Source organism: Knoellia sp. B-D-2, from assembly GCF_057714695.1.
Genome location: NZ_CM173189.1, coordinates 226,372 through 252,912, shown reverse-complemented (window position 1 = coordinate 252,912; position 26,541 = coordinate 226,372). Strand labels below are relative to the sequence as shown.

Sequence of the window (26,541 nt, the reverse complement as noted above, 5' to 3'; positions counted from 1 at the left end):
CCTCCTGCAGCACCACGTCGTGGCTCCGGCGCACTTATTGCGCAAAATGGTTGCGACACAGCGGAATCCGCTGTGCACAACCCTTCCGGATGTCGTCGAACGGGTGTACGATGAGGGTATGCAGGGGACGCCAGCACTTGGAGGGCCCGAGGCCCGGATCGGGTCGGTCGTGTCCTTGCTGGGCGAGGTCTCAGCGCAGGGGCTGACGGAGCCGGAGCGGGTCGCGGTGGTGGCGGTCCTGGAGTCGCTCAAGGGTGCGGCTGCTGCGGCGCAGGCACGGTTGACGGCTGCAGCTGTGGTGGATCGTGAGGCGTTGGGTGAGGACTCGCGCAGCGTCCGGGCCGACCTGGCGTTGGCGCGGCGATGCTCCCCGACGTTGGCGGACCAGCACGTCGGGGTGGCGCGGGCGCTGGTCGGGGAGATGCCGCTGACCCTGGGAGCGTTGGAGCGTGGGGAGATCAGCGAGCGGCGCGCGTGGATCGTCGTGCGGGAGACGGACTGCCTGAGCCGGGAGCACCGCGGCGAGGTCGACCGCAGGCTCGCCCCGACTATCGCGTCGCTGGGTGACAAGGCCCTGGCGGCCGCGGCCCGACGCGCGGGGGCCGCCTTGGACGCGGAGTCGCTGGCCGAGCGCGCCCGGCGGGCCGTCGCGTCACGTCGGGTGTCGGTGCGCCCGGCCGCCGACGGCATGGCGTGGCTGTCGATCCTGGGGCCGATGAAGGACGTCGTCGGGGCGTTCTGCGCGCTGACCGCCGAGGAGGGCCGGCGGCACGTCGTCGATCCCGACCTCCCGGCGCAGCAGTGGGACGCCGCCGTGGCCGCGGCTCGCGAGGACACCCGCGGCAAGGGTGCGTGGCTGGCTGACCGGGCGCTGGAGCTGCTCAGTGGGCGCGCGCAGGGTCAGCCGCAGCCGGTCGAGGTGTCGCTGGTGATGACCGACCGAACCCTGCTTCCCGCCGCCTTCGGCGGGACCGCACCGGCCGCCTTCGGCGGGATGGCACCGGCAGCGTTTGGCGGGACCGCACCCGCAGCTTTCGGCGGGACCACACCGGCAGCGTTCGGCGGGACCGCACCGGCCGATGACGTGGCGGTGATCCCCGGGTGGGGCCCGGTCGCCGGCGCGCAGGCGCGGGAGTGGCTCCGCGACGTCCTCGCGCAGCCGAACTCGACCTCGAACTCAACGGTCGACGGCGGCGGAGCGGCGGCGGCGTTCGTGTGGCTGCGGCGGCTGTTCACCGACCCCACCGGGCGCGACCTCGTGGCCCTGGACTCGAGGCGTCGCCGCTTCCACGGCGGACTGCGCCGCTTCCTCGAGCTGCGCGACCCGACCTGCCGCATCCCGTGGTGCGGCGCCCCCGCCATCCAGACCGACCACGTCACCGCAGTGGCAGCCGACGGCTCCACCGCGGCCGCCAACGGCGCAGGCGTGTGCCAGCGACACAACCTCGTCAAGGAGCTCGACGGCTGGCACGTCACCGCGACGTCGACCGGGCTCGACGGGACCGGAGCACACGGCATCCGCATCCAGACACCGACCGGCAGGGTCCACGACGCCACAGCACCGCCGGTCCTGGGCGACGGGTGGTCGCCCCCGCCACACCCCGAGGAGCTCGACGACCTCGACGAGCCCGTCGACCCCTACCCCGACGGCTACCTTCCCGACGAGCTGCCGCCTCTCCCACCACTACCCGAGGGTCTGGCAGCGAACCGGGACTACCCGCTGGAGGACTGGTTCGTCACCGATGACTGGGTGACGGTCGCCTGAGCGTTGCTGGGCTACGACGTGAGCCAGATGGCGGCGTAGGGCTTGAGCCAGACGTTCCCGTCCTCGCCCCAGGTCAGCGGCTGCCCGGTGAGCTCGTCCCGCGAGGCGTCGACGCCGTAGTGGTGGGCGCGGTGCCCGGGCCACGAGCGCCACGTCGGCGTGACGTTGTGCAGGCCCACGAAGGTCCCCAGCGGGTGCTCGCGGACGGTGACGAGGACGCCCGGGTCGTCGACCGGGCCGATCCGTGACTCGATGCTGCCGTGGAGGTGGGGGAGCGCAGTCCGGGCGCGGACGAGACCCTGGAGGTCCGCGAACACCCGCCCTGCGGTCGTCGCCGGGTCGTGGCGCGCGTCGTGCCGGGCCCGGTCCAGCCTCGGCCGGTGCGTCCAGCGGTTGTCGTCCTCGTGGCCGGGCTCGTCGGCCCAGTGCAGGTCGTTGGGTTGTCCCAGTTCGTCCCCGCTCCAGATCACCGGGATCCCGCCCCAGCTGAGCACGAGGGCGTGGGCCAGCCGAAGGGCCCGAGCGGCGAGGTCGCGCTCCGACTCGGTCCCGGCCGTGGCGAGACCGATGAGGCTCGCGGCACTCCCGCTGGTCCGGCCGTCGTCGGTCGCGGGGTTGTACTGGAAGACGAGACCGTCGGCGTTCGAGCCGGGGTGCTGGCCGGCATACCAGCGGGTGAGGAAGCCGCGGTGGGCGTGGCCGTCGACACCCACGGCAGCGGCGTCCTCGTCCTGGATCGCCCACCCGATGTCGTCGTGGCAGCGCAGGTAGGTCAGCCACGTGGAGCTCGTCGGCTTCGTCGGCAGGTGCGACAGGGCGTGCGCCGCGAGCCGGACGTCCTTCGTGGCGAGCATCGACCACACCTGCACCATGAGGCTGTTGTGGTAGGCGAGGTCGCTCACCTTGCCGGTGTACCTGCCCTGGCCGAGGTAGGCGAGCAGCTTGCTCGGCGCGACGATGGCCTCGGCCTTGAACGCGACTGCGGGACAGGCGATCCGGGTGACCGCGCGCAGCGCCTGGGTGATGGCGTGGACCTCCGGCTGACCCTGGCAGTCGGTCCCCATCCGCTTCCACATGAAGGCGATGGCGTCGAGCCGGAACACGTCCACACCACGGTTGGCGAGCTCGAGGATGATCGACGCGAACTCCGTGAGCACCGCGGGGTTCGACCAGTTGAGGTCCCACTGCCACTCGTTGAACGTCGTCCACACCCACCCGTCGACGTCGGAGTCCCAGGTGAAGCTGCCCGGCGCGAAGTCCGGGAAGACCTCGGGCAGCGTCCGCTCGTAGGCATCCGGCATCGTCCGGTCCGGGAAGACGTGGAAGAACTCCCGGTGTGCCGGGTCACCGGCACGGGCGCGCGTCGCCCACTCGTGCTCGCGCGCGACGTGGTTGAGCACGAGGTCGAGGACGAGGCTGACGCCGTCGGCGTGCAGGGCGGCGGTGAGTGCCTCGAGGTCGTCCATCGTCCCGAGGTCGGGACGGACCGCGCGGTAGTCGGCGACCGCGTACCCGCCGTCGTTGTCGCCCTCCCGCGGCTGCAGCAGCGGCATGAGGTGCAGGTAGGTGACGCCGAGGTCGCGCAGGTAGGGGATCTCCTCGACCACGCCACGGAGGTCGCCGGCGAACCGCTCGGTGTAGGCGGCATACCCGACCATCGACGGCTCCTGCAGCCAGTCCGGCCGCAGCAGCCTCTGGAGGTCGCGCCGGTGGAGCGGTTCGGGCCGGTCTCGGAAGGCCTGCGCGGCAAGGGTGACGAGTTCGGCGCCGAGGTCGGCCGCAGCAGCCCCGTAGAGGCTGACGAGCGCGTCGTCGAGGTCGGGCCACCACCGGCGCAGGCGCTCCGCGAACATCTCCTGGCGTTCGGGCGACAGGTCGTCGAGCGCGACCGGGGGCGATGGAGGGGTCGTCACGTCCGCCATTCTGGTCCCCTCGTGGTGGGATGTGCGCATGCTGCCCTTCCGACAGGTCGACGTCTTCAGCAGCGAGCCGTGGCTCGGCAACGCCCTCGGCGTCGTCCACGACGCGGACCGGCTCACCGACGTGCAGATGGCGGACGTCGCCCGGTGGACCAACCTGTCCGAGACGGCCTTCCTCTGTGCGCCGACGGACGCCGCAGCGGACTACCGCGTGCGCATCTGGACGACGAGCGGCGAGCTGCCGTTCGCCGGCCACCCCACCCTCGGCAGCGCCCACGCCTGGCTCGAGGCGGGTGGGCGTCCGCACGGGGAGCACGTCGTCCAGCAGTGCGGCGCGGGGCTGGTCACGGTGCGCCGCACCCCGCGTCTGGGGTTCGCCTCGCCACCGTTGCGTCGGTCCGGCGAGGTCGACGCAGGGCTGCGTGACCGGGTCGTCGCGGCCCTCGGCGTCGACCCGGCCGACGTCGAGTCGATGGCCTGGGTCGACAACGGCCCCGGCTGGGTCGGGGTCGACCTCGGCTCCGCCCGTGCCGTGCTCGCCGTGGTGCCGGACGTCGCGAGGTTCACCGACCTCAAGGTGTGCCTCGTCGGACGGTGGGACTCGGGCACGGCCCGCGAGCTCGGCGCCGACGTCGAGGTGCGCGCCTTCTACGCCGCGGGCCAGGACTTCGGCGAGGACCCCGTCACCGGCAGCGCCAACGCGGGGCTGGCCCAGTGGCTCATCGGCACCGGGGCCCTGCCGGGGTCGTACGTCGCGCGCCAGGGGAGCGCGATCGGCCGGGACGGCCGCGTGTGGGTCGAGGCGCAGGGCGACGACGTCTGGGTGTCCGGCGACACGGTGACCCGCATCGAGGGCAGCATCGACCTCTAGGAGCCGAGCGCGCGCTCCAGCGCCGCCACGTCCGTGACCGGTGCGTCACAGACGAAACCACGGCACACGTATGCCGTCGGGGCACTTTCCAGGAGCGGGCGCGAGGCGAGCAGCGGCTGGCCGGGGGCGTCCGGCTCGCCGTGGGCGAGGACCAGGCCGGGAGAGGTGCTGCGTCGGGTCGCCTCGAGCAGCGCCTCGGCCGTGGGGCCCTGGCCGACGACCGCAACCTGGAGCGGGCCGGCGACGGCGGCCTCGGCGACGGCCAGCGCCCAGCCGGCGAAGCGCGGGTCGCGCGTGGCGAGCGCGCCGAGGCCGGACAGCGCCTCGTCGGCCAGCTCGCGGTCGCGGTTCGCCCCGGTGAGGGCCGCGTGGGTGAGCCACGCCCCGGCCAGGGAGGACACCCCGGACGGCTCGGCGTTGTCGGCCTGGCTGCGGGGGCGGGTGAAGAGCTGCTCGGCGTCGTCGGCCGTGTCGTGCACGAGGCCGTCGGCGTCGCGGAAGTGCACCCGGGCGACCTCGAGGAGCTCGCCTGCCACGCGGAGCCAGCGCACGTCGCCGGTGGCCTGGTGAAGCGCGAGCAGGCCCTCGGCAAGGTTGCCGTGGTCGTCGGCGACACCGGCCGCGGCCCCGACGACGCCGTGGCGCGAGGCCCGGCGGAGGCGCCCGTCGACGAGGTGGGTCGTGACGACGAAGTCCGCACACCGCACCGCCGCGTCAACGAGGTCGGGTCGGCCCAGGACCGCCCCGGCGTCGGCGAGGCCGGCGATGGCCAGGCCGTTCCACGAGGCGACGACCTTGTCGTCGCGGCTCGGCTGCGGGCGCCCGCGCCGGGACTCCAGCAGGGTCCGCCGGGTGCGCGCCCACCACGGCGGGTCCTCCGGGTCGCGTCGCAGCTGGAGGGTCGAGGCGCCGTGCTCGAAGGTCCCGTGCTCGGTGACCGAGAGCAGCTCGGCGGCCCGGGCACCGTCGTCCGCCCCGAGGACGCCGACCAGCTGGCCCGGGGTCCAGACGTAGGTCGCACCCTCGATCCCGACTCCGTCAACGGTGGTGTCGGCGTCGAGGGCCGACGCGAAGCCACCCTCGTCGGTGCCGAGTTCATCGACGATGAACTCAGCTGTCTCACAGGCAATCCGGCGGGCGAGGGGATCTCCGGTGCTGCGCCAGAGGTGGGTGTAGACGCGCAGGAGCTGGGCGTTGTCGTAGAGCATCTTCTCGAAGTGCGGCACGACCCAGTCCGCGTCCACGGCATACCGGGCGAAGCCCCCCGCGAGCTGGTCGTAGATGCCGCCGCGGGCCATCGCGTCCGCGGTGCCGCGCGCCATCGCCAGGGCGTCGGCGTCGCCCGTGCGCGCGTGGTGGCGCAGGAGGAACTCGAGCACCATCGACGGCGGGAACTTGGGCGCCCCACCGAAGCCGCCACGGGCGAGGTCGTGGTGCCGCCGCAGGTGGGTGACCGCCGTCGCGAGCGACTCGGACGTGATCGGGGCCGCCGGCCCGGGGGCGGTCAGCTCACGCAGGCGGCCCGCGATGTGCGCCCCGGACGCGAGGACCTCCGTCCGCTGCTGCGCCCACACCGTCGTGACGTTCGCGAGCAGGGAGAGGAACTGCTCGCGCGGGAAGTAGGTGCCCGCGAAGAACGGGTCCCCCTCGGGAGTGAGCACGCACGTCATCGGCCAGCCCCCGTGCCCGGTGAGCGCGGTGGTCGCGGCCATGTAGACCGTGTCGACGTCCGGCCGTTCCTCGCGGTCAACCTTCACCGCGACGAAGCCGGCGTTGACGGCCGCGGCGACGCCCTCGTCCTCGAACGACTCGTGGGCCATGACGTGGCACCAGTGGCAGGCGGCGTAGCCGACCGACAGCAGGATCGGGACGTCGCGCCGCCGGGCCTCCGCGAAGGCGGGCTCGCCCCACTCCCACCAGTCGACCGGGTTGTCGGCGTGCTGGAGGAGGTAGGGCGAGGTGGACTGGGCGAGCCGGTTGGCCATGGCTCCACCCTGTCACGTGCGCCGACACCGTATGCCGTGTGCGCGCCGGGCCGTCCCGACCTCAGTCCTCGAGGGCCTTGAGCAGGGTGAGGTTGCGGGACAGCTCGTCCGCGTCGCCCTCGAACGCGGCCCAGAGGACCTCGACGCCGCACCGGACGATGCTCCACAGGCGGCCCTCCTCCGGGTCGAGCCCAGCCGCCTCGCACGTCACCTCCAGACGGTGCCGGAGCGACCACCGCATGGCCGGGCCCGTCCCGAGCTCGTCGAACCGGTTGCGCAGCAACGGTTGCAGCTCGTAGGCGGGGGGCCCGGCCAGCGGCTTCGGGTCGATCACCAGCCACGGAGCGCGGTCGGCGGCGAGCGCGTTCTGGAAGTGCAGGTCGGTGTGCAGCAGCACGCGCGGCGCAGGGTCGGCGAGCAGGTCCCGGGCGAGCCCGGTGACCCGGGTGACGACCCGGCGAGGGATGTCGGTCCGCTGTCGCAGCTGGGTGAGGTAGGGGTCCAGGTAGGCCGAGAGCGGGCGGATCGTCGGCGGCGCGGGCACGTGCAGCTGGCGGTAGAGCCCGCCCACGATCGCGCAGGCCTCGTCGATGTCGACGGACTCGAGGTCGCGCGTCGCGTCGAGCCGCTCGAGGAGCAGGGCCCCGCGGGCGGGGTCGGCGGCGACGAGCCGGACGGCGCCGTGGCCGTTCCAGCTCCGGAGCGCGAGGTGCTCCTGGGCCGACTCGACGTGCGGCCACCCGACCTTGAGCACGAGCGGCTGGGTGACGTCGCCGTTGCGGCGCTGCACCGGGTGCACCACCGCGGTCCAGCCGGTCATCGCCGGCCCCACGGGGACGAGGTCCCAGTCGCGCAGCAGGTCACCGGTGAGCCGGTCGACGTCGGCGGCCCAGTCGGCACCGGTCGGCCCACCCTCGGCCGGCAGCCGGCTCATCCAGGTGAGCCACTCCCGAGGGGCTCGGGCCTCGAGCTCCGGCGTGGGGCTCACGCCAGCCCGGGGAAGGCCGTGAGGGGGGTGCCGCCACGGTGCGCCTCCGCGGCGACGCTGCCCAGCCAACGGGGGACGTCGGCGAACGCGGCGTCCGCGTCGCCGGACGTCAGGGCGGCGAGCTGCCCGCCCCACGCCGCCAGCAGCGTGGCGAGCGTCTCGGTCGCGAGGGCGGCTGCCTGCGCGGGCGTGGTGACCGAGCGGGGCAGGGGGTGGCCGAGCTCCGGGACGGGGGCGGCGGCGCCCGCGGCCCCGACCACCTCGGCCGTGAGCACGTCGAGACGGGCGATGCCCTCGCGGGCCGTGCGCTGCGCCTTGCCCGGCGTCCGGGCGGCCGAGACCTCGAGAAGGTAGACGGCCCTGCGGGTCGCGTCGACGAGGGGGGCGAGCAGATCCGGCCGGGACCACGGCGCCGCCGGGTCCGGCCCGTCGGCCCGGCGCCCGGTCGCGAGCTCGGTCGCGGCATGGGCCTGGGCGAGGAGCGCGAGGACCGGTGGGCGCAGCTCGGCCTCGGCGGCGGCGCACCCGTCGGCGGCGGAGACGATCGAGCCCTCCACGGCCACGACGGTCCGGGGCGCGGTGGGGCTCGGCGAGGCGCTGGGGGAGGGGGACCCCGTGCCGGTCGGGGGTGGCGCGGACGTCGACGCCGACGCGGTGGCCGACGCGGTGGCCGAGGCGGTGGCGGTGGGGCCGGGCGTGGCCGAGGGGAGTGCGTCCTGCGGGACCCCTCGCTGGCGCAGGGCGTCACGCAGCACCTCGGCCTGGCGGACGTGGAGGGCGGCCAGGGCCGGGGAGACCGGTGCGGTGGCGTCGACGGGGGCCAGCGCGGCCACCTGCACGGCGTCGAGGAGCCGCAGGAGGGCCGGCTCGGCGGCGATCGGCTCACGGGTCGGGACGAGCGGGACCCGGGGCGCGTCGTCCTCCAGCCGGATGCCGCAGCCGGTCAGCACGCCGGCGAGGGCGCCCAGCGCCCCCAGGCCCACGAGGCGCCGGGTCGGCGTCGTGGCCGGCGGCGTCGGGTCACCCATGGCGGCATCCTCGCACGCGTGGAAGCACCCGCAGCGGCCCGGCTAGAGTGGTCGTCGCCGCAGAGTGAGCCGCGGCACGAGAACTACAGAGAGGGAGACCGATGACCCGCGACACCGCAGTGCAGGAGCTGCTCGACGGTGCACTGGACGGCTCAGGAGTCGTCCTCGAGGAGGTCGTCGTCACCCCGGCCGGCCGCCGCCGCGTCGTGCGCGTCGTCGTGGACCGCGCCCTCGACGCCACGGGGGACGTCACCGAGACGGTCGAGTCCCTCTCCCTCGACGAGATCGCCGCCACGACCCGCACCATCGGCGACGCGCTGGACGAGTCGGACGTGCTGGGGGAGCAGCCGTACACCCTCGAGGTCACCTCGCCGGGGGTCTCGCGCCCCCTCACCACGCCGAGCCACTTCCAGCGCAACGTCGGGCGCCTCGTCGTCCTCACGCTGAGCGGTGCCGAGCCCGTGACCGGGCGCATCACCCGCGCCGGCACCGAGGACCTCACGATCTCGGTCCCCGCGGTGAAGAAGGTCCCCGCCCGCGACGAGACCCATGCGTATGCCGCGATCGACCGTGCCGACGTGCAGGTCGAGTTCTCGCGCAAGGAGACCAAGGACACCGCGGACACCGCGGACACCGCGGACCCCGCTGACACCCCCGACGCCGACGACGCCGACGCGTCGGGCGACAAGGAGAACTGACCCATGGACATCGACCTCGCCGTCCTCCGGGGAGTCGAGCGCGAGCGCGACATCTCGCTCGACGTGCTCATCCCCGCCATCGAGCAGGCCCTGCTCCTCGCCTACCAGCGCTCCGACGGCTCCTACCGCAACGCCCGGGCCGAGCTGGACCGCAAGACCGGCCACGTCACCATCTGGGTGCGCGAGGAGTTCGAGGTCCCGGTCGAGGACGAGCCCGCCGACGCTGCACCTCCTGCGTCTGCGGATGTGGCGGCTCCGACGACCGGATCCGCAGACGTCGCGAGTGGTGACGCGGATGCCGACGCAGCCGACGGGTCCGCCGGCGACGGCGCCCACGCCACCCCCTCCGAGCCGGTGCCCCCGCGCACCCGCCGCGAGTACGGCCCCGAGTTCGACGACACCCCGAGCGACTTCGGCCGCGTCGCGGCGGCCACGGCCCGCCAGGTCATCGTGCAGCGGCTGCGCGACATCGAGGACGACGCGATCATGGGCGACTTCAAGGGTCGCGAGGGCGACATCGTCGCCGGCGTCATCCAGCAGAGCCCGGACTCCCGCTTCGTCCTCGTCGACTTCGGCAGCGTCGAGGGCATCCTCCCGCTCGCCGAGCAGGTCCCGGGCGAGCGCTACGTCCACGGTCAGCGCCTGCGCACCTACGTCGTGAGCGTCAAGCGCGGCATGCGCGGCCCGCAGATCGGCCTCTCGCGCACCCACCCCAACCTCGTCCGCAAGCTCTTCGCCCTCGAGGTCCCGGAGATCGCCGACGGCAGCGTCGAGATCGCCGCGCTCGCCCGCGAGTCGGGCCACCGCACCAAGATCGCCGTCCACACCAAGGTGGCCGGGCTCAACGCCAAGGGTGCGTGCATCGGGCCCATGGGCGCCCGCGTCCGCGCGGTCATGGCCGAGCTGCACGGCGAGAAGATCGACATCGTCGACTTCAGCGAGGACCCGGCGACGTTCATCGCCTCCGCCCTCAGCCCGTCGCGGGTCCAGTCGGTCGAGATCGTCGACCACAAGCTGCGTGCGGCCCGGGTCGTCGTGCCCGACTACCAGCTGTCGCTGGCGATCGGCCGGGAGGGCCAGAACGCCCGGCTGGCCGCCAAGCTCACGGGGTGGCGGATCGACATCCGCTCCGACAACCCCGGCGCCACGCCGGCCCGCGACGCCGGTGAGACCGGCTCCGAGCGAGCCGATGACGCTCGCGACCCCCGCTAGGCGCTAGAATGAACGGGACCGACCGGACTGGACTCCGGGCCCGGACGTCGCACGCCCAGGCGAGCACACGGCATACACCGTCTTTGACGGGGCCGGTGCGCACCTGCGTGGGATGCAGGGTTCCGGATAGCCGGTCGGCACTCCTGCGAGTTGTCGTCGGAGGGCATGGGGAGCTGATCCCCGACCTTCGGCGGTGTCTTCCGGGGCGTGGCGCCTGGCTGCACCCCACCGGAGACTGTTTCGACCTCGCCGTCCGACGACGGGCGTTCGGGCGTGCACTGCGAGTCAGTGCGCACCTGGACACCACCGCCGTGGCGGAGTGGATCGCCACCCACGAGCAGACCACCGTCCATCCCAGGCACACCGAAAGCGGGTTTGACGCTGATGAGCACCCGATGAGCACTCAGTAATGAGCTCCCCCCCGAACTAGCGGTCCGCGCCTTCCACAGGTTGCACGGACCTGAGAAGGAGAAACGTGGCCAAGGTTCGCGTCAGCGCACTCGCCAAGGAAGTCGGAGTGACCAGCAAGGTCCTCCTCGAGCGACTCAACGGGATGGGTGAGTACGTCAAGTCGGCGTCCTCCACCGTTGAGGCACCGGTCGTCCGCCGGTACCAGGAGAAGTTCCCCGTGGCCTCGCCGGCAGCACCGGCGCAGCCCGCGGCCAAGCCCGCCGGCCAGGCCCCCGCCCCGTCGGCGACCCCCGGCCCCAAGGCCCCCGCCGCCCCCTCCGCCCCGGCTCCGGCCGCGGCGGCGGCACCCGCCCCCGCGGCTCCGGTGGCCCCCGCAGCGGCAGCCCCGGCTGCGCCCGCCCCAGCGGCACCGGCTCCTGCCGCGCCCGCCCCCGCGGCACCCGCAGCGCCGGTCGCACCGGCCGCCAAGGCCTCCCCGACGCCGTCGGCCCCCGCCCCGGCCGCCCCCGCGGCCAAGGCACCCGAGTCGGGCACCCGCCCGTCCGGTCGCCCCGGTGCGGGTTCCCCGCGCCCCGGCAACAACCCGTTCGCCCCGAGCCAGGGCATGCGCCAGGGCCGCGACGGCGCCCGTGAGACCCCTCGTGAGGGTGGCCGCGAGGCCGGTCGCGAGGGCGGCGCCGCCCGTCCGGGCAACAACCCGTTCGCCCCGAGCCAGGGGATGCCGCGTCCGCGCAGCGCCCCTCGTCCCGGTGGCGCCGCCGCGGGTGCGGCAGGTCCGCGTCCCGCCGGCGCCCGTCCCAGCCCCGGCATGATGCCGTCCTCCAGTGCGGTCGCCCGTCCGGGTGAGCGTCCCGGTGGTCGTGGTGGCGCTCCCGGTCGCCCCGGTGGCGCTCCCGGTCGCCCCGGTGGCGGCACCGGTGGTCCCGGTGGCGGCGGTTTCGCCGGTCGTCCCGGTGGCGGTGGCTTCCGTGGTGGAGCCGGTCGCGGCTCGACTGCTGGTGCCTTCGGTCGCGGTGGTGGCCGTCCCGGTCGCGCCCGCAAGTCCAAGCGCGCCAAGCGCATGGAGTTCGAGGAGATGCAGGGACCGTCGATCGGTGGCGTGAGCGTTCCCCGTGGTGACGGCAAGACCGTCATCCAGGTGCGCCAGGGTGCGTCGCTCACGGACTTCGCCGACAAGATCAACGCCAGTCCGGGCTCGCTCGTCACCGTCATGTTCCACCTCGGTGAGATGGCGACCGCGACCCAGAGCCTCGACGAGGACACGTTCCGCCTGCTCGGCGCCGAGCTGGGCTACGACATCCGCATGGTCTCGCCCGAGGAGGAGGAGAAGGAGCTGTTCGACGCCTTCTCCATCAACCTCGAGATCGGCGTCGACGCCGAGGACGAGGAGGACCTCGCGGCCCGCCCGCCGGTCGTCACCGTCATGGGTCACGTCGACCACGGCAAGACCCGCCTGCTCGACGCGATCCGCAACGAGAACGTCGCCGGTGGCGAGTCCGGTGGCATCACCCAGCACATCGGTGCCTACCAGATCCACAAGGAGCACGAGGGCGTCGACCGTCCGATCACCTTCATCGACACCCCGGGCCACGAGGCGTTCACCGCCATGCGTGCCCGTGGTGCCAAGGTGACCGACATCGCGATCCTCGTCGTCGCCGCCGATGACGGCGTCATGCCGCAGACCATCGAGGCGCTCAACCACGCCCAGGCGGCCGACGTCCCGATCGTCGTCGCGGTCAACAAGATCGACGTCGAGGGCGCCAACCCGTCCAAGATCCGTCAGCAGCTCACCGAGTACAACCTCGTCGCCGAGGAGTACGGCGGCGAGACGATGTTCGTCGACGTCTCGGCCAAGCAGGGCGAGAACATCGACGCGCTGCTCGAGGCCGTCCTGCTCACCGCGGACGCCGCTCTCGACCTGCGGGCCAACCCCGAGCGTGACGCCCGTGGTGTCGCGATCGAGGCCAACCTCGACAAGGGTCGTGGTGCGACAGCGACGGTCCTCATCCAGTCCGGGACACTCCACGTCGGTGACGCCATCGTCACGGGCAGCTCCTACGGCCGCGTTCGCGCCATGCTCGACGAGCACGGCAACAACGTCACCGAGGCTGGCCCGTCCCGTCCGGTGCAGGTCCTTGGTCTGTCCTCGGTCCCGCGTGCCGGCGACACGTTCGTCGTCGCGCCCGATGACCGCACCGCACGCCAGATCGCGGAGCGTCGCGAGTCGGCCGACCGCCAGGCCAGCCTGGCCAAGGCCCGCAAGCGCATCTCGCTCGAGGACCTCAACGAGGCGATCGCGCAGGGCAAGGTCGACACCCTCAACCTCATCCTCAAGGGTGACGTGTCGGGTTCCGTCGAGGCCCTCGAGGACGCGCTCCTCCAGATCGATGTGGGTGAGGACGTCGACCTGCGGATCATCGACCGCGGCGTCGGTGCCATCACGATGAACAACATCAACCTGGCCGTGGCCTCCAACGCCATCATCATCGGCTTCAACGTGCGGGCCGAGGGCCTGAACGCTGACTACGCCGAGCGCGAGGGCGTCGAGATCCGCTACTACTCGGTGATCTACCAGGCCATCGAGGAGATCGAGCAGTCCCTCAAGGGCATGCTCAAGCCCGAGTACGAAGAGGTCGAGCTCGGCACCGCCGAGATCCGCGAGATCTTCCGCTCGAGCAAGTTCGGCAACATCGCCGGCTCGATCGTCCGCAGCGGCGAGATCAAGCGCGGCACCCGGGCGCGGATCACCCGCAACGGCGTCGTCGTGTCCGAGAACGTCGAGATCGCCGGCCTGCGCCGGTTCAAGGACGACGTCACCGAGGTCCGCGACGGCTTCGAGTGCGGCATCAACCTGGGGTCGTACAACGACCTCCAGGTCGAGGACCTCATCTCCACCTATGAGATGCGAGAGAAGCCCCGCGCCTGAGAGCGCGCCCGGCTTCCCCCGACGTGACCGGCCGGCATACCGACTTCGGTATGCCGGCCCGTCCGTCCCCCACGTCCCGCACCTAGGGTGTCGGGACAGACCACCAGCACACACAAGGAGTTGTCGTGGCTGACGCCGCCCGCGCCCGCAAGGTCGCCGACCGCATCAAGACCCTCATCGCTGCCGGGCTCGACCCGATCATCAAGGACCCCGACCTCGGGTTCGTGACGATCACCGACGTCCGGGTGACCAACGACCTCCAGCACGCGTCGGTCTTCTACACCGTCTTGGGCGACGAGGACCAGCGCGCCAAGACCACCTACCTGCTCGAGGCCAACCGCGGCAAGCTGCGCAGCCACGTCGGCAAGCAGCTCGGCATCCGGCTCACGCCCACGCTCGAGTTCATCGCCGACGCCATCCCCGAGACGGCCGCCCACCTCGAGGTCCTGCTGCAGGAGGCCCGGGAGCGCGACGCCAAGGTGGCCGCCGCCGCCGCGGGGGCCTCGTACGCCGGCGACACCGACCCCTACCGCCGCGACGACGGGGCCGACGGGGCCGCCGGCGCAGACGGCGCCGGGGCGTCGGCCGACACCGCAGCGCCCGCAGACACCGACCGCCCGTGAGCGAGGTCGTCGACGGGATCCTCGTCGTCGACAAGCCGAGCGACTGGACCAGCCACGACGTCGTCGCCCGCGCGCGCCGGCTCTGCGGCACCCGCAAGGTCGGCCACGCCGGCACCCTCGACCCGATGGCGACCGGTGTCCTCGTGCTCGGGGTGGGTCGCGCCACCCGGCTGCTCACCTTCCTCGTCGGCTGCGACAAGGACTACGCGACGACGATCCGGCTCGGCCAGGGCACGCTCACCGACGACGCCGAGGGTGAGGTGACGAGCGCGCCCGGCGCCACCGACGTCACCGACGAGGCGATCGCCGTCGCCGTCGCCACCCTCACCGGCGACATCCGGCAGGTGCCGAGCTCGGTCAGCGCCATCAAGGTCAAGGGCGAGCGGTCCTACCACCGGGCCCGCGCGGGGGAGAGCGTCGACCTGCCCCCACGCCCGGTGACCGTGTCGCGCTTCGACGTCCGCGCCGCCCGGCGGCTCGTCGTGGACGGTCTCGACGTCGTCGACGTCGACGCCGAGGTCACCGTGTCGTCGGGCACCTACGTCCGGGCGCTCGCCCGCGACCTCGGCAGCGCCCTCGGCTCGGCCGGCCACCTCACCGCGCTGCGGCGCACGAGGGTCGGCGGCTTCCACCTCGACGCCGCCCACCCGCTCGCCGACCTCGAGGCCCGGCAGGGCGAGCCCATGCCGGTGGTCCCGCTCGCGGACGCCGCCCGGGCCGCCTTCGACTCCCGCGAGCTCACCGCCGACGAGGCCCGGACGATCGGCTACGGCCAGCGCATCCCGTCGGCGCTGCCGGGCCGCCCCGAGCCGGTGGCGGCGTTCGGTCCCGACGGCGCCCTCGTCGCGATGCTCGACGAGTCCGGCCCCACCGCGCGGAGCCACGTCGTGTTCGCGCCGGCGAGTTCGTAGAGTGTCCAGCGTGCACCGGTTCACCGACCCCGCAGCCACCCCCGACGAGCTGCGGCCCTGCGTCGTCACCATGGGCAACTTCGACGGCGTCCACCGCGGCCACCGGGCGGTGCTCCACCAGCTGCTCGAGACCGGTGCCGAGCTCGACCTGCCCACGGTCGCCGTCACCTTCGACCCGCACCCGGTCGCGGTGCTGCACCCCGAGCGCGCCCCCGAGCTCATCGCCCCCGGCACACTGCGCGACGACCTCCTCGAGGCCACCGGCATCGACGGCCTGCTCGTCCTGCCGTTCACGGCGGAGTTCGCGCGGCAGAGCCCGGAGGAGTTCGTCCGGCGGACCTTCGTCGACGGGCTCGACGCCCACGTCGTCGTCGTCGGGGTCGACACGAAGTTCGGCTACCGGAACTCCGGCGACGTCGACACCCTGCGCGAGCTCGGTGCGACCCTCGGGTTCGAGGTCGTCGCGCTGCAGGACCTGGGGGAGGGCGAGCGCTGGTCGTCGACCTCCGTCCGCCGTGCCCTGCGAGCCGGCGACGTCGCCGCGGCGGCCCGCGTCCTCGGCCGTCCCCACCGCGTGGTCGGCACGGTCGTCCACGGCCACCACCGCGGCCGCGAGCTCGGCTACCCGACGGCGAACCTGGCACCCGACTCCGAGGGGCTCGTGCCCGCGGAGGGCGTCTACGCCGGCTGGCTCACCCGGCTCGACCTCGGCGAGGGTGAGCCCGACCGCACCATGCCGGCCGCGGTCTCGATCGGGACCAACCCGACGTTCGACACCGAGGACCGGCGCACCGTCGAGGCCTACGTCCTCGACCGCGACGACCTCGACCTCTACGACGAGCGCGTCATGGTCGAGTTCGTCGAGCACATCCGCCCGACCCTGCGCTTCGACAGCATCGACGACCTCATGGTCGCCATGGCCGAGGACGTCGAGCAGTGCCGCTCGGTGCTCACCCAGATCGTCCACTCCTGACCCGCTGGCTCCGGCAGGACGTCGGCCTCCTCCTCGGGGCGGCCGGCACCTCGCTCGTCGGTGCGCTGCTGGTCTGGTCGGCGACCCACGAAGCGGCAGGGACGGCATACCTCGCCCGTCATCTCCTCAACACCGCCATCGGCATCGCGCTCGCGGTCGGCGTCACCCTCCTCGGGCACCACGGCCTGCGGCTCGTCGCGCCGTGGATCTACGGCGTCTCCCTGCTCGGCCTGGTCGCGGTGCTCACCCCGCTCGGGCTCACCGTCAACGGGTCGCGGTCGTGGATCCCGGTGGCGGCGGGCTTCACCGTGCAGCCGTCGGAGTTCGCGAAGGTCGGCCTCGTCCTCGTCCTCGCGTTCGTGTTCGCCGAGCGGTGGGAGCGCCGGGTCGCGCCGAGCGGACGCGACGTGGCCCTCGGCTGGGCCCTCGCCGCCGTGCCCGTCGCGCTCATCATGCTGCAGCCCGACCTCGGGTCGGCGGTCGTGCTCGGGGCGCTGGCGTTCGTCGTCATCGCGGTCGCCGGGGCCTCGCGCCGCTGGGTCGCCGGCATCGCGCTCGCGGCCACCGGGGTCGTCGTCGCGGCCCTGACGACGCCGCTGCTCTCGGACTACCAGCGCAACCGGCTCCTCGCCTTCGCCGACCCGAGCGCAGACCCGGAGGGCATCGGCTACCAGACCCGCCAGGTCAGGCTCGCGATCGGCTCCGGGGGCTGGACGGGGCAGGGCTTCATGGAGGGCCGCCAGACGCAGGGCGGGTTCATCCCCTACCAGCTCAACGACTTCATCTTCTCGGTGGCGGGGGAGGAGCTCGGCTTCGTCGGGGCCGCCGGGCTGCTCGGTCTGCTGTCCTTCATCGTCATCCGGATCTTCGTCGTGGCCGGCCGGTCCCCGGACGCGTTCTGCCGGTTCGTCGGCATCGGGGTGGGCACGTGGCTCGCCTTCCAGGTCTTCCAGAACGTCGGGATGAACCTCGGCGTCATGCCCGTCACCGGGCTGCCGCTGCCGTTCATCTCGTACGGCGGGTCGTCGATGTTCGCGTCGTGGCTCGCCATCGGCGTCGTCAACGCCGCGTATGCGGCGGGGCAGCGCGAGCGCCGCCGCACCTGAACCCGGGTCGGGCGGGTTACCCGTCGGTCACGTTTGGGCCGACCGCCGCCCCCCGGAGCGTCCGCTGTGGCAGCATTCCGCGCAAGCGCTCCCCAAAGACGAGGACCACGAGATGCCTGCTGCCACTGCCCAGATCCACTCACCGGCCGACGAGCCCGTCGACCAGCGCCTGATCGAGGAGCGCGCGGCCAGTGTCGGGCACCTCTTCCGTGACCGGGTCACGGCGACGCCGAACTCGGACGCGTTCATGTACGCCAAGGTCCGCGAGTCCGGCGACGAGTGGGTCACCGTCTCGTGGGCCGAGGTCCAGAAGACGGTCTACGCGATCGGCGCCGGCCTCGTCGCGCTGGGCGTCGGACCGGAGGACCGCGTCGCCGTCGCCTCGTCCACGCGCTACGAGTGGGCCCTGGCCGACCTCGCCGTCATGGTCGCCGGCGGTGTCACGACGACGATCTACCCGACGACCATCGACGACGACGTCGCCTTCATCCTCGGCGACTCGCAGAGCAAGGTCGTCTTCGCCGAGAACGCCGAGCAGGTCGCCAAGCTGCGCCGGATCGCCTCCACCATCCCCGGCGTCTCCAAGGTCGTCACCTTCGACCCCGAGGCCGCGACGGGCGAGGACGACTGGGTCATCAGCCTGGACTCGCTCGAGGCGCTCGGCCGCACCGGCCTCGAGCGCAACCCCGGCCTCATCGACGAGCGGATCGACGCCCTCACCCCCGACCGCCTCGCGACGATCATCTACACCTCCGGCACGACGGGACGTCCCAAGGGCGTGCGGCTGCTCCACAAGTCGTGGACCTACGAGGTCGCCGCGACCGACTCGACCGGCATCCTGCGGGACGACGACCTGCAGTACCTCTGGCTGCCGCTGGCCCACGTGTTCGGCAAGCTGCTCCTCACCCTGCCGCTGCAGATCGGTTTTCCGACGGCCATCGACGGTCGCATCGACAAGATCGTCGACAACCTCGCCGTCGTCAAGCCGACCTTCATGGGCGCGGCCCCCCGCATCTTCGAGAAGGCCTACAACCGGGTCCAGATGATGATGGAGTCCGACGGCGGCGTGAAGCTCAAGCTCTTCCGCTGGGCCGAGGGGGTCGGCCGTGAGGTGAGCGCGCTGCGCGCCGAGGGCAAGGACCCGAGCGGCCTGCTCGCCACCAAGTACTCGCTCGCCGACAAGCTCGTCCTCAGCAAGGTGCGCGACCGCTTCGGCGGCCGGGTGCGCCTGTTCATCTCCGGCTCGGCCGCGCTGAACCAGGACGTGGGCCGCTGGTTCGACTCCATGGGGATGCTCGTCGGCGAGGGCTACGGGCTCACCGAGTCCTCCGCGGCGACGACGGTGAACCGGCCCAGCGCCTACCGCTACGGCACCGTCGGCTGGCCGCTGCCCGGCACCGAGCTCCGGATCGCCGAGGACGGCGAGGTGCTCCTGCGGGGCGACGGCATCATGGACGGCTACCACAACAACCCCGAGGCGACCGCCGAGGTCCTCGACGCCGACGGCTGGTTCCACACCGGCGACATCGGCGAGCTCGACGACCGGGGCTTCCTCAAGATCACCGACCGCAAGAAGGACCTCTTCAAGACGTCCAACGGCAAGTACGTCGCGCCCTCGATCATCGAGTCGCAGTTCAAGGGCCTGTGCCCCTACGTCAGCCAGTTCGTCGTCCACGGCGCCGACCGCAACTTCGTCTCCGCCCTCGTCACCCTCGACCCCGACGCCATGACCGGCTGGGCCGAGGCCAACGGGATGGCGGGCAAGCCCTACGCGGAGGTCGTCACCTCGGACGCCGCCCGTGACATGGTCCAGGGCTACGTGGACCAGCTCAACGCCGGGCTCAACCGCTGGGAGACGATCAAGAAGTTCACGATCCTCGACCAGGACCTCACCGTCGACGGCGGAGAGCTCACCCCGAGCCTCAAGCTCAAGCGCAAGGTCGTCACCGAGCGCTACAAGGACGACCTGGACGCGCACTACGCCGGCAGCTGACCCCGACTTATTGCGCATTCCGGCCGTAGCAACGCGACATGAGTCGCGTTGCTGCGGCCGGAATGCGCAATAAGTCGGGACGTTGCGCGCGAGGAGGGGAGGGGAGCGCGGCTCAGTCCTCGATGAGGGGGACGAAGCGGTAGGCGCCGTGGATCTCGACCTGCGCGTCGCCGGTGGCGTTGCCGTCGCCGTCGAAGCCCGGGTCGCGCCGCACCCGGTGCATCCACCCCCGCACCGGGATGACCATGACCCCGTCGGGGACGAGCTGGTCGACGAGGGCCCGGGGGAGGGTCTGCGCCTCCGCCGACACGAGGATCCGGTCGAACGGCCCGTCGTCCGGTGAGCCGAGGACCCCCGGCACGGCCAGACCGAGGCGAGCCCACGGCATACCGGTCTCGTCGAGGTTCGCGGCGCCGGCGGCGGCGAGCTCGGGGATCCGCTCCACCCCCAGCACCCTGCCGGTCGGCCCGGTGAGGTGGGCGAGCAGGGCCGTCGTCCACGCCGACCCCGCCCCGACGTCGAGCACCGAGTCGCCCGCCTGCACGTCGAGGAGCTCGAGCATCGCCGCCACCGTGCGCGGCTGGGAGTTCGTCTGACCGTGGCCGATGGGCAGCGGTCCGTCGCGCCGGGCATGACGCCGCTCGCGCCGGGGCAGGAACCCCTCGCGCGGCCACGCGGCCATCGCCTCCGCCACCCGCTGCGCGGCGTCCATCACCCCAGTGTCCTCCGCGGGGCGCGCTGGCGCGGCCCGACTTTGGGGACAGCGGCGCCGCGAACGTACGCTGGACGGATGGACACCCGCACCGCTGGCGCCTCGCTGTTCCCCGAGCTCGAGCCCCTGCTCGAGCAGGTGAGCAAGCCCATCCAGTACGTCGGCGGCGAGCTCAACTCGACCGTCAAGGACTGGGACTGCGGCGCGGACACCCCCGCCGAGGTGACGGTCCGCTGGGCGCTCATGTACCCCGACGCGTACGAGGTCGGCGTCCCCAACCAGGGTTCGATGATCCTCTACGAGGTCCTCAACGAGCGTCCCCACGTGCTCTGCGAGCGGACGTATGCCGTGTGGCCCGACATGGAGGCCCTCCTGCGCGAGAGCGGGGTCCCGCAGTTCACCGTGGACTCGCACCGCGCCGTCGGGGACTTCGACGTGCTCGGACTGTCGTTCTCGACCGAGCTCGGCTACACCAACATGCTCACCGCGCTCGACCTCGCCGGGATCCCGCTGCACGCCCGCGACCGCACCGACGGCGACACGGTCGTCGTCGCCGGTGGACACGCCGCGTTCAACCCCGAGACGATCGCCGACTTCATCGACGCGGCGATCATCGGGGACGGCGAGGAGGCGGTCCTCATGGTGAGCGAGCTCGTCGCCGGGTGGAAACGCGAGGGTATGCCGGGTGGTCGCCGTGAGCTGCTGCTGCGCCTCGCGCGCACGGGCGGGGTCTACGTGCCGGGCTTCTACGACGTCAGCTACCTCCCGGACGGGCGCATCCAGCGGATCGCCCCCACCGAGCCCGGCGTGCCGTGGCGCGTCTCGAAGCACACCGTCATGGACCTCGACGAGTGGCCGTACCCGAAGCAGCCGCTCGTGCCGCTCGCCGAGTCGGTGCACGAGCGCATGTCGGTCGAGATCTTCCGTGGTTGCACCCGCGGCTGCCGCTTCTGCCAGGCCGGGATGATCACCCGTCCGGTGCGCGAGCGCTCCATCACCGGCATCGGCGAGATGGTCGAGCGCGGGCTGGCGGCGACCGGGTTCGAGGAGGTCGGACTGCTCTCGCTCTCGAGCGCGGACCACTCCGAGATCGCCGAGATCACCAAGGGCCTGGCCGACCGCTACGAGGGCACGCAGACCGGGCTGTCGCTCCCGTCGACCCGCGTCGACGCCTTCAACATCGACCTCGCCAACGAGCTGACCCGCAACGGCCGCCGCTCCGGCCTCACCTTCGCACCGGAGGGTGGGAGCGAGCGGATCCGCAAGGTCATCAACAAGATGGTGACCGAGGAGGACCTCATCTCGACGGTCGCCGCGGCCTACGGCGGGGGCTGGCGCAACGTCAAGCTCTACTTCATGTGCGGGCTCCCCACCGAGACCGACGAGGACGTCCTCCAGATCGCCGAGCTGGCCAAGCGCGTCATCGAGACCGGCCGTCAGGTGAGCGGCCGCAAGGACATCCGCTGCACCGTCTCGATCGGCGGGTTCGTGCCCAAGCCGCACACGCCGTTCCAGTGGGTCAGCCAGCTGTCGGCCGACGAGACCGACGCCAGGCTGGAGAAGCTGCGCAACGCCATCCGGGCCGACCGCCGCTACGGCTCCTCGATCGGGTTCCGCTACCACGACGGCAAGCCCGGCATCGTCGAGGGACTGCTCTCGCGCGGCGACCGACGCGTCGGCGCCGTCATCGAACAGGTGTGGCGCGACGGCGGCCGGTTCGACGGGTGGAGCGAGCACTTCTCCTACGACCTGTGGATGGCCGCGGCCGAGAAGGCGTTCGCCGCCAGCGAGTGGCCCATCGACGTCGACTGGTACACCACGCGCGAGCGGCAGGAGTCCGAGGTCCTGGCCTGGGACGTCGTCGACTCCGGCCTCGACAAGGAGTGGCTCTGGCAGGACTGGCTCGACGCCCTCGACGAGACCGAGGTCGACGACTGCCGCTGGACGCCCTGCTTCGACTGCGGCGTCTGCCCGCAGCTGGGCACCGAGATCGAGATCGGGCCGACGGGCAAGCACCTGCTGCCGCTCACCGTCCTCGGCGCCGGCAGGGCGGGCATGGCCGAGCACTCCCACGCGGGGGCCTGACCGAGGCCGGGCGACTCGTCCGGACGAACGGCCCCCGGCTGTCGGGGGGCGGTGCGACGCTGAGGTGGACCCGTCCCCGAAGTGAGGAGCCCGCCGTGAGCCGCACGATCCAGGTGACCTTCGACGCGCACGACCCCAGGGCCCTGTCGACCTTCTGGCGCGACACCCTGGGCTACGTCCATCCCGCGCCACCCGGGGTCGAGCTCCTGCCCGACGCCGACCCGCTGGCCGCGTGGGACGACGTCCTCGCGCAGATGGGCGTCCCGGAGGGCCAGCGCAACAGCCGCTCCGCCATCGAGGACCCCGACGGGGACGGGCCGCGCGTGTTCTTCCAGCAGGTGCCCGAGGACAAGGTCGTCAAGAACCGGGTCCACCTCGACGTGAGGGCGGCCCCCGGGCTGGAGGGTGACGCACGGATGGACGCCCTCGAGGCGGAGTGCGCGCGGCTGGTGGGGCTGGGCGCGGCGCGCCAGCGACGGGTCGAGCCGGACCCGCCGATGGAGGCCGGCTTCATCGTCATGACCGACCCCGAGGGCAACGAGTTCTGCCTCGACTGAGGGCTGGCTCGGGGTCCACTCCGGGTCGGTCCCGATTCCGGCTGCGGCCACGTGCCGCGAGGCTCGTCGCATGTCCTGGTTCGCCGTCCTCGCGCTCGCCTGGCTCGTCGTCGCCGCGCTGGCCCACCGGGCGCGCCGCCGCGGGAGCGCACGGCTGCGCCGTCGCTGGACGACCCGCCTGTATGCCGTGACCCTGGTCCCGCTCACCGCTCTCGTCCTCGGGACGGCGCTGGTCGCCGTCGAGCTGGCCTGGGTGGACGGGATCGCCGTCGGCGAGGCCGCCGGGGCCGCGACGCCGTATGCCCAGTGGACGGCGCTGCTCGCCAACCTCGTCGTCTGCGACATGGTGCTGCGGCGGGCGGGCCGAGGCGAGCGCCCCGAGCGACCCGAGCGGTACCGATTGGGTGGGCGGACGGCATACGCGTTCACGAAGCCTTCACCTTCGGACCTTCACCGCGTCCGCGTCCGTGGCTAGGTTGGGGGAACCCCTTGGACCCCGACGGAGGACCACCCATGAACCTCGCCCGTGCCGCCATGACCGGCGCCGCCGCCCTGCTCACCCTCGCCCCGATGGCCGTCACCGCCCCGAGCGCGTCCGGCGCGCGCGCGGACCGCGGCCAGGACCTGCGGGTCGCGACGTACAACCTCTCGCTCAACCGCAACGCCCAGGGCCAGCTCGTGCGCGACCTGTCCACCCCGGACAACGCGCAGGCCAGGGCCGTCGCCGAGGTCATCCAGCGCACCGACCCCGACGTCGTCCTGCTCAACGAGTTCGACTACGTCGAGGGTGGCACCGCCGTCGACCTGTTCCGCGACAACTACCTCGAGGTCGGTCAGGGTGGGGCGTCGCCGGTCGACTACCCGTACGCGTTCGTCGCCCCGGTGAACACCGGTGTCCCGAGCGGGTTCGACCTCAACAACGACGGCACCGTCGGCGGTGGTGACGACGCGTTCGGGTTCGGCCTCTTCCCGGGGCAGTACGGCATGGTCGTCCTGTCCAAGCACCCGATCCAGACCGACGCGGTCCGGTCCTTCCAGCACTTCCTCTGGAAGGACATGCCCGGCAACGTCCTCCCGGCCGACTGGTACTCGACGGAGGAGCAGGACATCCTGCGACTGTCGAGCAAGTCGCACTGGGACGTCCCGGTGACCGTCGGCAAGCGCACCGTCCACGTCCTCGCCGCGCACCCGACGCCGCCGACCTTCGACGGGCCGGAGGACCGCAACGGCCGCCGCAACCACGACGAGATCCGCTTCTGGGCCGACTACGTCACGCCGGGCCGGTCCGGCTACGTCTACGACGACGAGGGTGGTCGCGGCGGCCTCAACCCGAGCGAGAGCTTCGTCATCCTCGGTGACTACAACGCCGACCCGTTCGACGGCGACTCCTACGACGGGGCGATCCACCAGCTGCTGGGGAACAAGCGGATCGTCGACCCGGAGGCGACCTCCGAGGGGGCCGTCGAGGCCGCCCGCCTCCAGGGTGGGGCCAACATCACGCACCGGGGCGACCCGAGGTACGACACCGCGGACTTCGCCGACGGCGCGCCCGGCAACCTGCGGGTCGACTACACGCTCTTGTCGCGGCACTTCACCGTCCGCGACGCCGGCGTCTTCTGGCCCGTCCAGGCGGACCCGCTGTTCCGGCTCACCGGCGTCTTCCCCTTCCCGACGAGCGACCACCGTTTGGTCTGGGCCGACGTCACGCTGCGCTGAGCGACCCTGTCGTCCCCCGGTCAGCGGTCCGCGGTCTCGACCGGGGGGTTGGCGCCCGCGCGACGCTCGTCGCGTCGGCGCGCCAGGATGCTCGTGGTCGTGACGGTCGCGAGGATCGCGACGATGACGCCGAGGGAGAGCAGCGTGGGGACCTCCGGGACCCAGGCCCACACGTCGTGGGCCCAATGCAGGACGAGCTTGACCCCGATGAAGGCGAGGATCGCCGCGAGGCCGTGACCGAGGTGCGCGAGCGAGCCCAACGCCCCCTGGAGGACGAAGTAGAGAGCGCGCAGCCCGAGGAGGGCGAACGCGTTGGTCGCGAACACGAGGTACGGGTCCTCGGTGATGCCGTAGACCGCGGGCACCGAGTCGATCGCGAAGACGATGTCGGTGCCGAGGATGGCGACGACGACCAGGGCCATCGGGGTGAGGGCCCGGCGCCCGTTCTCGCGCACCGAGAGCCGGGTGGCGTGGTACTCCTCGGTGACCGGCCAGAAGCGGCGCAGCACCTGCACCGAGCGCAGCGTGGTGATGTCGACGGCGTGGTCCGAGTGCGAGAGGGCGTCACGCAGCACCTTGACGGCGGTGAGCAGCAGGATCACCCCGAAGAGCAGGAAGGCCCACGAGAAGGCCGCGATCAGCTGGGCGCCGAGGGCGATGAAGATGCCGCGCAGCACCAGCGCTCCCGCGACGCCGATGAGCAGCACCCGTTGCTGGTACTCCTTCGGCACGGCGAAGGCCGTGAGGAGCAGGAGGAAGACGAAGAGGTTGTCCACCGACAGCGACTTCTCGACGAGGTACCCGGTGTAGTACTCCAGGCCCCGTTCGCCGCCGTGGGCGTTCCACACCCACAGGCCGAAGGTCAGGGGGATGGCGACGTAGAACGCCGACCACGAGACCGCCTCGCGCATCGAGACCTCGTGGGGTCGGCGGGTGACGAGGAAGTCGAGGACGAGCAGGGCGATGACGCCGGCGACCGTCAGGAACCACAGGGTGGGCGTGCCGACCGAGGTCATCGGGGCAGCGGGCAGAAGAGAGAGCACAGCGGGTCCTCACCATGGGAGATGGTGAGGTCTCCTTCACCGGCCGCGTCGTGGGGCCGGTGCCGCACCGGGACCACCGTCGGGGTGGTCGAACTGTCCGGAACGAGCTTGGGAAGTACTCCCCTCGGGGGTGCGAACGTCCGGGCACCTAGTCTGGTTCCACCATGGCTCGTCGCATCCCCGAAGGTCCGCCCCCGCCCCCGGCGGTCCAGAAGCTCCGCATCCGCTACGCCAAGCGCGGTCGGCTGCGGTTCTCGTCCACCCGCGACTTCGCCCGCGCCCTCGAGCGCGCGCTGCGGCGTTCCGGGGTCCCGATGGCGTTCTCGGCCGGGTTCCACCCCCACCCGAAGATCAGCTACGCCAACGCCGCCCCGACCGGCACCGCGAGCGAGGCGGAGTACTTCGAGATCTCCGTCACCGAGCGGGTCGACCCGCAGGCGCTGCAGCGCGCCCTCGACGACGCCCTGCCGGCCGACCTCGACGTCGTCGAGGTCGTCGAGGCGGGGCCGGGCAGCCTCGCCGAGCGGCTCGAGGCGAGCGTCTGGCACCTCGAGATGCGCCAGGTCTCCCACGAGACCCTGACGTATGCCGTCGAGCGCTTCCTCGCGGTCGACCACGTAGAGGTGACCCGCACCTTCAAGACCGGACCACGCACCTTCGACGTGCGTTCCGCGGTCGTGTCGATGGTCGCCACCGAGAGCGAGGACCCGTTCTGTGCGATACTGACGATGGTCGTTCGGCACACCACACCGTCCGTTCGCCCCGATGACATCCTGACCGCACTGCACGCAGTCTCCGACCTCAGGCCACCGGTCCCCCCCCTGGTGACTCGACTGGCCCAGGGCCCACTGCTTGCTGCAGCTGCCGGGGTGGCCGATCCACTGGCCGCCGACAAGGACGCCGTCGTTCCCTGATCGGTGCCGCTGCGGATCTCGAAGCCGCGCGAACTGCACCAGGGACAGCACACGACTTCCGTGTCGAGCAACTCGCCCGGCACGATCACGATGCGAGCCCCACGG

22 protein-coding genes are annotated in these 26,541 nt (G+C 72.6%); 16 read left to right on the top strand and 6 right to left on the bottom strand.

The window, feature by feature from the left end; translation table 11 throughout:
* Nucleotides 1-118 precede the first annotated feature (118 nt).
* Complete coding sequence (locus tag AC3EU2_RS01155; protein WP_488177917.1) at nucleotides 119-1,765, top strand: DUF222 domain-containing protein; 1,647 nt, start codon at nucleotides 119-121, stop codon at nucleotides 1,763-1,765.
* An 11-nt stretch (nucleotides 1,766-1,776) separates the two neighbouring features.
* Here AC3EU2_RS01155 and AC3EU2_RS01150 read toward each other — a convergent pair whose 3' ends face one another.
* Nucleotides 1,777-3,687, bottom strand: a complete 1,911-nt coding sequence (locus AC3EU2_RS01150; RefSeq protein ID WP_488179419.1) for an alpha-amylase family protein — start codon at nucleotides 3,685-3,687, stop codon at nucleotides 1,777-1,779.
* A 28-nt stretch (nucleotides 3,688-3,715) separates the two neighbouring features.
* Between AC3EU2_RS01150 and AC3EU2_RS01145 the strand changes: the two genes are divergently transcribed.
* Nucleotides 3,716-4,555, top strand: coding sequence for a PhzF family phenazine biosynthesis protein (locus tag AC3EU2_RS01145; RefSeq protein ID WP_488177916.1), 840 nt, complete (start codon nucleotides 3,716-3,718; stop codon nucleotides 4,553-4,555).
* On the opposite strand, the gene AC3EU2_RS01140 is transcribed toward AC3EU2_RS01145, so the two are convergent.
* The 3 genes from AC3EU2_RS01140 to AC3EU2_RS01130 form a co-directional block, all read right to left on the bottom strand.
* Entirely contained in the window at nucleotides 4,552-6,540 is a 1,989-nt protein-coding gene (locus tag AC3EU2_RS01140; protein ID WP_488177915.1) for a thioredoxin domain-containing protein, read from the bottom strand. The two genes, AC3EU2_RS01145 and AC3EU2_RS01140, sit on opposite strands and share 4 nt — an antisense overlap.
* 61 nt (nucleotides 6,541-6,601) lie before the next feature.
* Nucleotides 6,602-7,528: an aminoglycoside phosphotransferase family protein gene (locus AC3EU2_RS01135; protein ID WP_488177914.1), complete on the bottom strand. Its 927-nt coding sequence runs from the start codon at nucleotides 7,526-7,528 to the stop codon at nucleotides 6,602-6,604.
* Complete coding sequence (locus AC3EU2_RS01130) at nucleotides 7,525-8,556, bottom strand: hypothetical protein (RefSeq protein ID WP_488177913.1); 1,032 nt, start codon at nucleotides 8,554-8,556, stop codon at nucleotides 7,525-7,527. Before AC3EU2_RS01130 ends, AC3EU2_RS01135 begins: the two co-directional genes overlap by 4 nt.
* Before the next feature lie 101 nt (nucleotides 8,557-8,657).
* Here AC3EU2_RS01130 and rimP point away from each other — a divergent pair, with 101 nt between their 5' ends.
* The 9 genes from rimP (at nucleotide 8,658) to AC3EU2_RS01085 (ending at nucleotide 19,409) form a co-directional block, all read left to right on the top strand.
* Nucleotides 8,658-9,254, top strand: a complete 597-nt coding sequence (rimP, locus tag AC3EU2_RS01125) for a ribosome maturation factor RimP (RefSeq protein ID WP_488177912.1) — start codon at nucleotides 8,658-8,660, stop codon at nucleotides 9,252-9,254.
* Between the two features lie 3 nt (nucleotides 9,255-9,257).
* Nucleotides 9,258-10,466 carry a transcription termination factor NusA gene (nusA, locus tag AC3EU2_RS01120; protein ID WP_488177911.1) on the top strand — a complete coding sequence of 403 codons (1,209 nt, stop codon included), beginning with the start codon at nucleotides 9,258-9,260 and terminating at the stop codon, nucleotides 10,464-10,466.
* An 8-nt stretch (nucleotides 10,467-10,474) separates the two neighbouring features.
* On the top strand, nucleotides 10,475-10,876 hold the full coding sequence (locus tag AC3EU2_RS01115; protein ID WP_488177910.1) for a YlxR family protein: 402 nt from the start codon (nucleotides 10,475-10,477) through the stop codon (nucleotides 10,874-10,876).
* 65 nt (nucleotides 10,877-10,941) lie between these two features.
* On the top strand, nucleotides 10,942-13,803 hold the full coding sequence (gene infB / locus AC3EU2_RS01110; RefSeq protein ID WP_488177908.1) for a translation initiation factor IF-2: 2,862 nt from the start codon (nucleotides 10,942-10,944) through the stop codon (nucleotides 13,801-13,803).
* 125 nt (nucleotides 13,804-13,928) lie between these two features.
* Nucleotides 13,929-14,426: a 30S ribosome-binding factor RbfA gene (rbfA, locus tag AC3EU2_RS01105; protein ID WP_488177907.1), complete on the top strand. Its 498-nt coding sequence runs from the start codon at nucleotides 13,929-13,931 to the stop codon at nucleotides 14,424-14,426.
* On the top strand, nucleotides 14,423-15,337 hold the full coding sequence (gene truB, locus AC3EU2_RS01100; RefSeq protein WP_488177906.1) for a tRNA pseudouridine(55) synthase TruB: 915 nt from the start codon (nucleotides 14,423-14,425) through the stop codon (nucleotides 15,335-15,337). Before rbfA ends, truB begins: the two co-directional genes overlap by 4 nt.
* A 10-nt stretch (nucleotides 15,338-15,347) precedes the next feature.
* A complete protein-coding gene (locus AC3EU2_RS01095; protein WP_488177905.1) occupies nucleotides 15,348-16,310 on the top strand; it encodes a bifunctional riboflavin kinase/FAD synthetase in 963 nt (320 codons plus the stop codon).
* Nucleotides 16,274-17,416, top strand: coding sequence for an FtsW/RodA/SpoVE family cell cycle protein (locus AC3EU2_RS01090; RefSeq protein WP_488177904.1), 1,143 nt, complete (start codon nucleotides 16,274-16,276; stop codon nucleotides 17,414-17,416). Before AC3EU2_RS01095 ends, AC3EU2_RS01090 begins: the two co-directional genes overlap by 37 nt.
* Before the next feature lie 112 nt (nucleotides 17,417-17,528).
* Nucleotides 17,529-19,409: an AMP-dependent synthetase/ligase gene (locus AC3EU2_RS01085; protein WP_488177903.1), complete on the top strand. Its 1,881-nt coding sequence runs from the start codon at nucleotides 17,529-17,531 to the stop codon at nucleotides 19,407-19,409.
* Nucleotides 19,410-19,521: 112 nt separating this feature from the next.
* On the opposite strand, the gene AC3EU2_RS01080 is transcribed toward AC3EU2_RS01085, so the two are convergent.
* Complete coding sequence (locus AC3EU2_RS01080; protein ID WP_488177902.1) at nucleotides 19,522-20,121, bottom strand: protein-L-isoaspartate O-methyltransferase family protein; 600 nt, start codon at nucleotides 20,119-20,121, stop codon at nucleotides 19,522-19,524.
* 78 nt (nucleotides 20,122-20,199) lie between these two features.
* Between AC3EU2_RS01080 and AC3EU2_RS01075 the strand changes: the two genes are divergently transcribed.
* From AC3EU2_RS01075 to AC3EU2_RS01060, 4 genes are all read left to right on the top strand, one after another.
* Nucleotides 20,200-22,206 carry a TIGR03960 family B12-binding radical SAM protein gene (locus AC3EU2_RS01075; RefSeq protein WP_488177901.1) on the top strand — a complete coding sequence of 669 codons (2,007 nt, stop codon included), beginning with the start codon at nucleotides 20,200-20,202 and terminating at the stop codon, nucleotides 22,204-22,206.
* Nucleotides 22,207-22,301: 95 nt separating this feature from the next.
* The gene (locus AC3EU2_RS01070) at nucleotides 22,302-22,763 is read left to right on the top strand and encodes a VOC family protein (RefSeq protein ID WP_488177900.1); all 462 of its coding nucleotides are present in this window, start codon (nucleotides 22,302-22,304) and stop codon (nucleotides 22,761-22,763) included.
* Nucleotides 22,764-22,833: 70 nt separating this feature from the next.
* Nucleotides 22,834-23,238 carry a hypothetical protein gene (locus tag AC3EU2_RS01065; protein WP_488177899.1) on the top strand — a complete coding sequence of 135 codons (405 nt, stop codon included), beginning with the start codon at nucleotides 22,834-22,836 and terminating at the stop codon, nucleotides 23,236-23,238.
* Nucleotides 23,239-23,276: 38 nt separating this feature from the next.
* Entirely contained in the window at nucleotides 23,277-24,479 is a 1,203-nt protein-coding gene (locus AC3EU2_RS01060; protein ID WP_488177898.1) for an endonuclease/exonuclease/phosphatase family protein, read from the top strand.
* A gap of 20 nt (nucleotides 24,480-24,499) precedes the next feature.
* Here AC3EU2_RS01060 and AC3EU2_RS01055 read toward each other — a convergent pair whose 3' ends face one another.
* Nucleotides 24,500-25,495: a TerC family protein gene (locus AC3EU2_RS01055; RefSeq protein ID WP_488179418.1), complete on the bottom strand. Its 996-nt coding sequence runs from the start codon at nucleotides 25,493-25,495 to the stop codon at nucleotides 24,500-24,502.
* 191 nt (nucleotides 25,496-25,686) lie between these two features.
* Here AC3EU2_RS01055 and AC3EU2_RS01050 point away from each other — a divergent pair, with 191 nt between their 5' ends.
* Entirely contained in the window at nucleotides 25,687-26,436 is a 750-nt protein-coding gene (locus AC3EU2_RS01050; RefSeq protein ID WP_488177897.1) for a TIGR03936 family radical SAM-associated protein, read from the top strand.
* Nucleotides 26,437-26,541 lie beyond the last annotated feature (105 nt).

Bases quoted from the DNA above. Each gene is read 5' to 3' on its own strand.
- AC3EU2_RS01155 (WP_488177917.1), top strand. From the start codon at position 119: ATGCAGGGGACGCCAGCACTTGGAGGGCCCGAGGCCCGGATCGGGTCG.
- AC3EU2_RS01150 (WP_488179419.1), bottom strand. From the start codon at position 3,687: ATGGCGGACGTGACGACCCCTCCATCGCCCCCGGTCGCGCTCGACGAC.
- AC3EU2_RS01145 (WP_488177916.1), top strand. From the start codon at position 3,716: ATGCTGCCCTTCCGACAGGTCGACGTCTTCAGCAGCGAGCCGTGGCTC.
- AC3EU2_RS01140 (WP_488177915.1), bottom strand. From the start codon at position 6,540: ATGGCCAACCGGCTCGCCCAGTCCACCTCGCCCTACCTCCTCCAGCAC.
- AC3EU2_RS01130 (WP_488177913.1), bottom strand. From the start codon at position 8,556: ATGGGTGACCCGACGCCGCCGGCCACGACGCCGACCCGGCGCCTCGTG.
- rimP (WP_488177912.1), top strand. From the start codon at position 8,658: ATGACCCGCGACACCGCAGTGCAGGAGCTGCTCGACGGTGCACTGGAC.
- nusA (WP_488177911.1), top strand. From the start codon at position 9,258: ATGGACATCGACCTCGCCGTCCTCCGGGGAGTCGAGCGCGAGCGCGAC.
- AC3EU2_RS01115 (WP_488177910.1), top strand. From the start codon at position 10,475: ATGAACGGGACCGACCGGACTGGACTCCGGGCCCGGACGTCGCACGCC.
- AC3EU2_RS01085 (WP_488177903.1), top strand. From the start codon at position 17,529: ATGCCTGCTGCCACTGCCCAGATCCACTCACCGGCCGACGAGCCCGTC.
- AC3EU2_RS01080 (WP_488177902.1), bottom strand. From the start codon at position 20,121: ATGGACGCCGCGCAGCGGGTGGCGGAGGCGATGGCCGCGTGGCCGCGC.
- AC3EU2_RS01075 (WP_488177901.1), top strand. From the start codon at position 20,200: ATGGACACCCGCACCGCTGGCGCCTCGCTGTTCCCCGAGCTCGAGCCC.
- AC3EU2_RS01065 (WP_488177899.1), top strand. From the start codon at position 22,834: ATGTCCTGGTTCGCCGTCCTCGCGCTCGCCTGGCTCGTCGTCGCCGCG.
- AC3EU2_RS01060 (WP_488177898.1), top strand. From the start codon at position 23,277: ATGAACCTCGCCCGTGCCGCCATGACCGGCGCCGCCGCCCTGCTCACC.
- AC3EU2_RS01055 (WP_488179418.1), bottom strand. From the start codon at position 25,495: ATGACCTCGGTCGGCACGCCCACCCTGTGGTTCCTGACGGTCGCCGGC.
- AC3EU2_RS01050 (WP_488177897.1), top strand. From the start codon at position 25,687: ATGGCTCGTCGCATCCCCGAAGGTCCGCCCCCGCCCCCGGCGGTCCAG.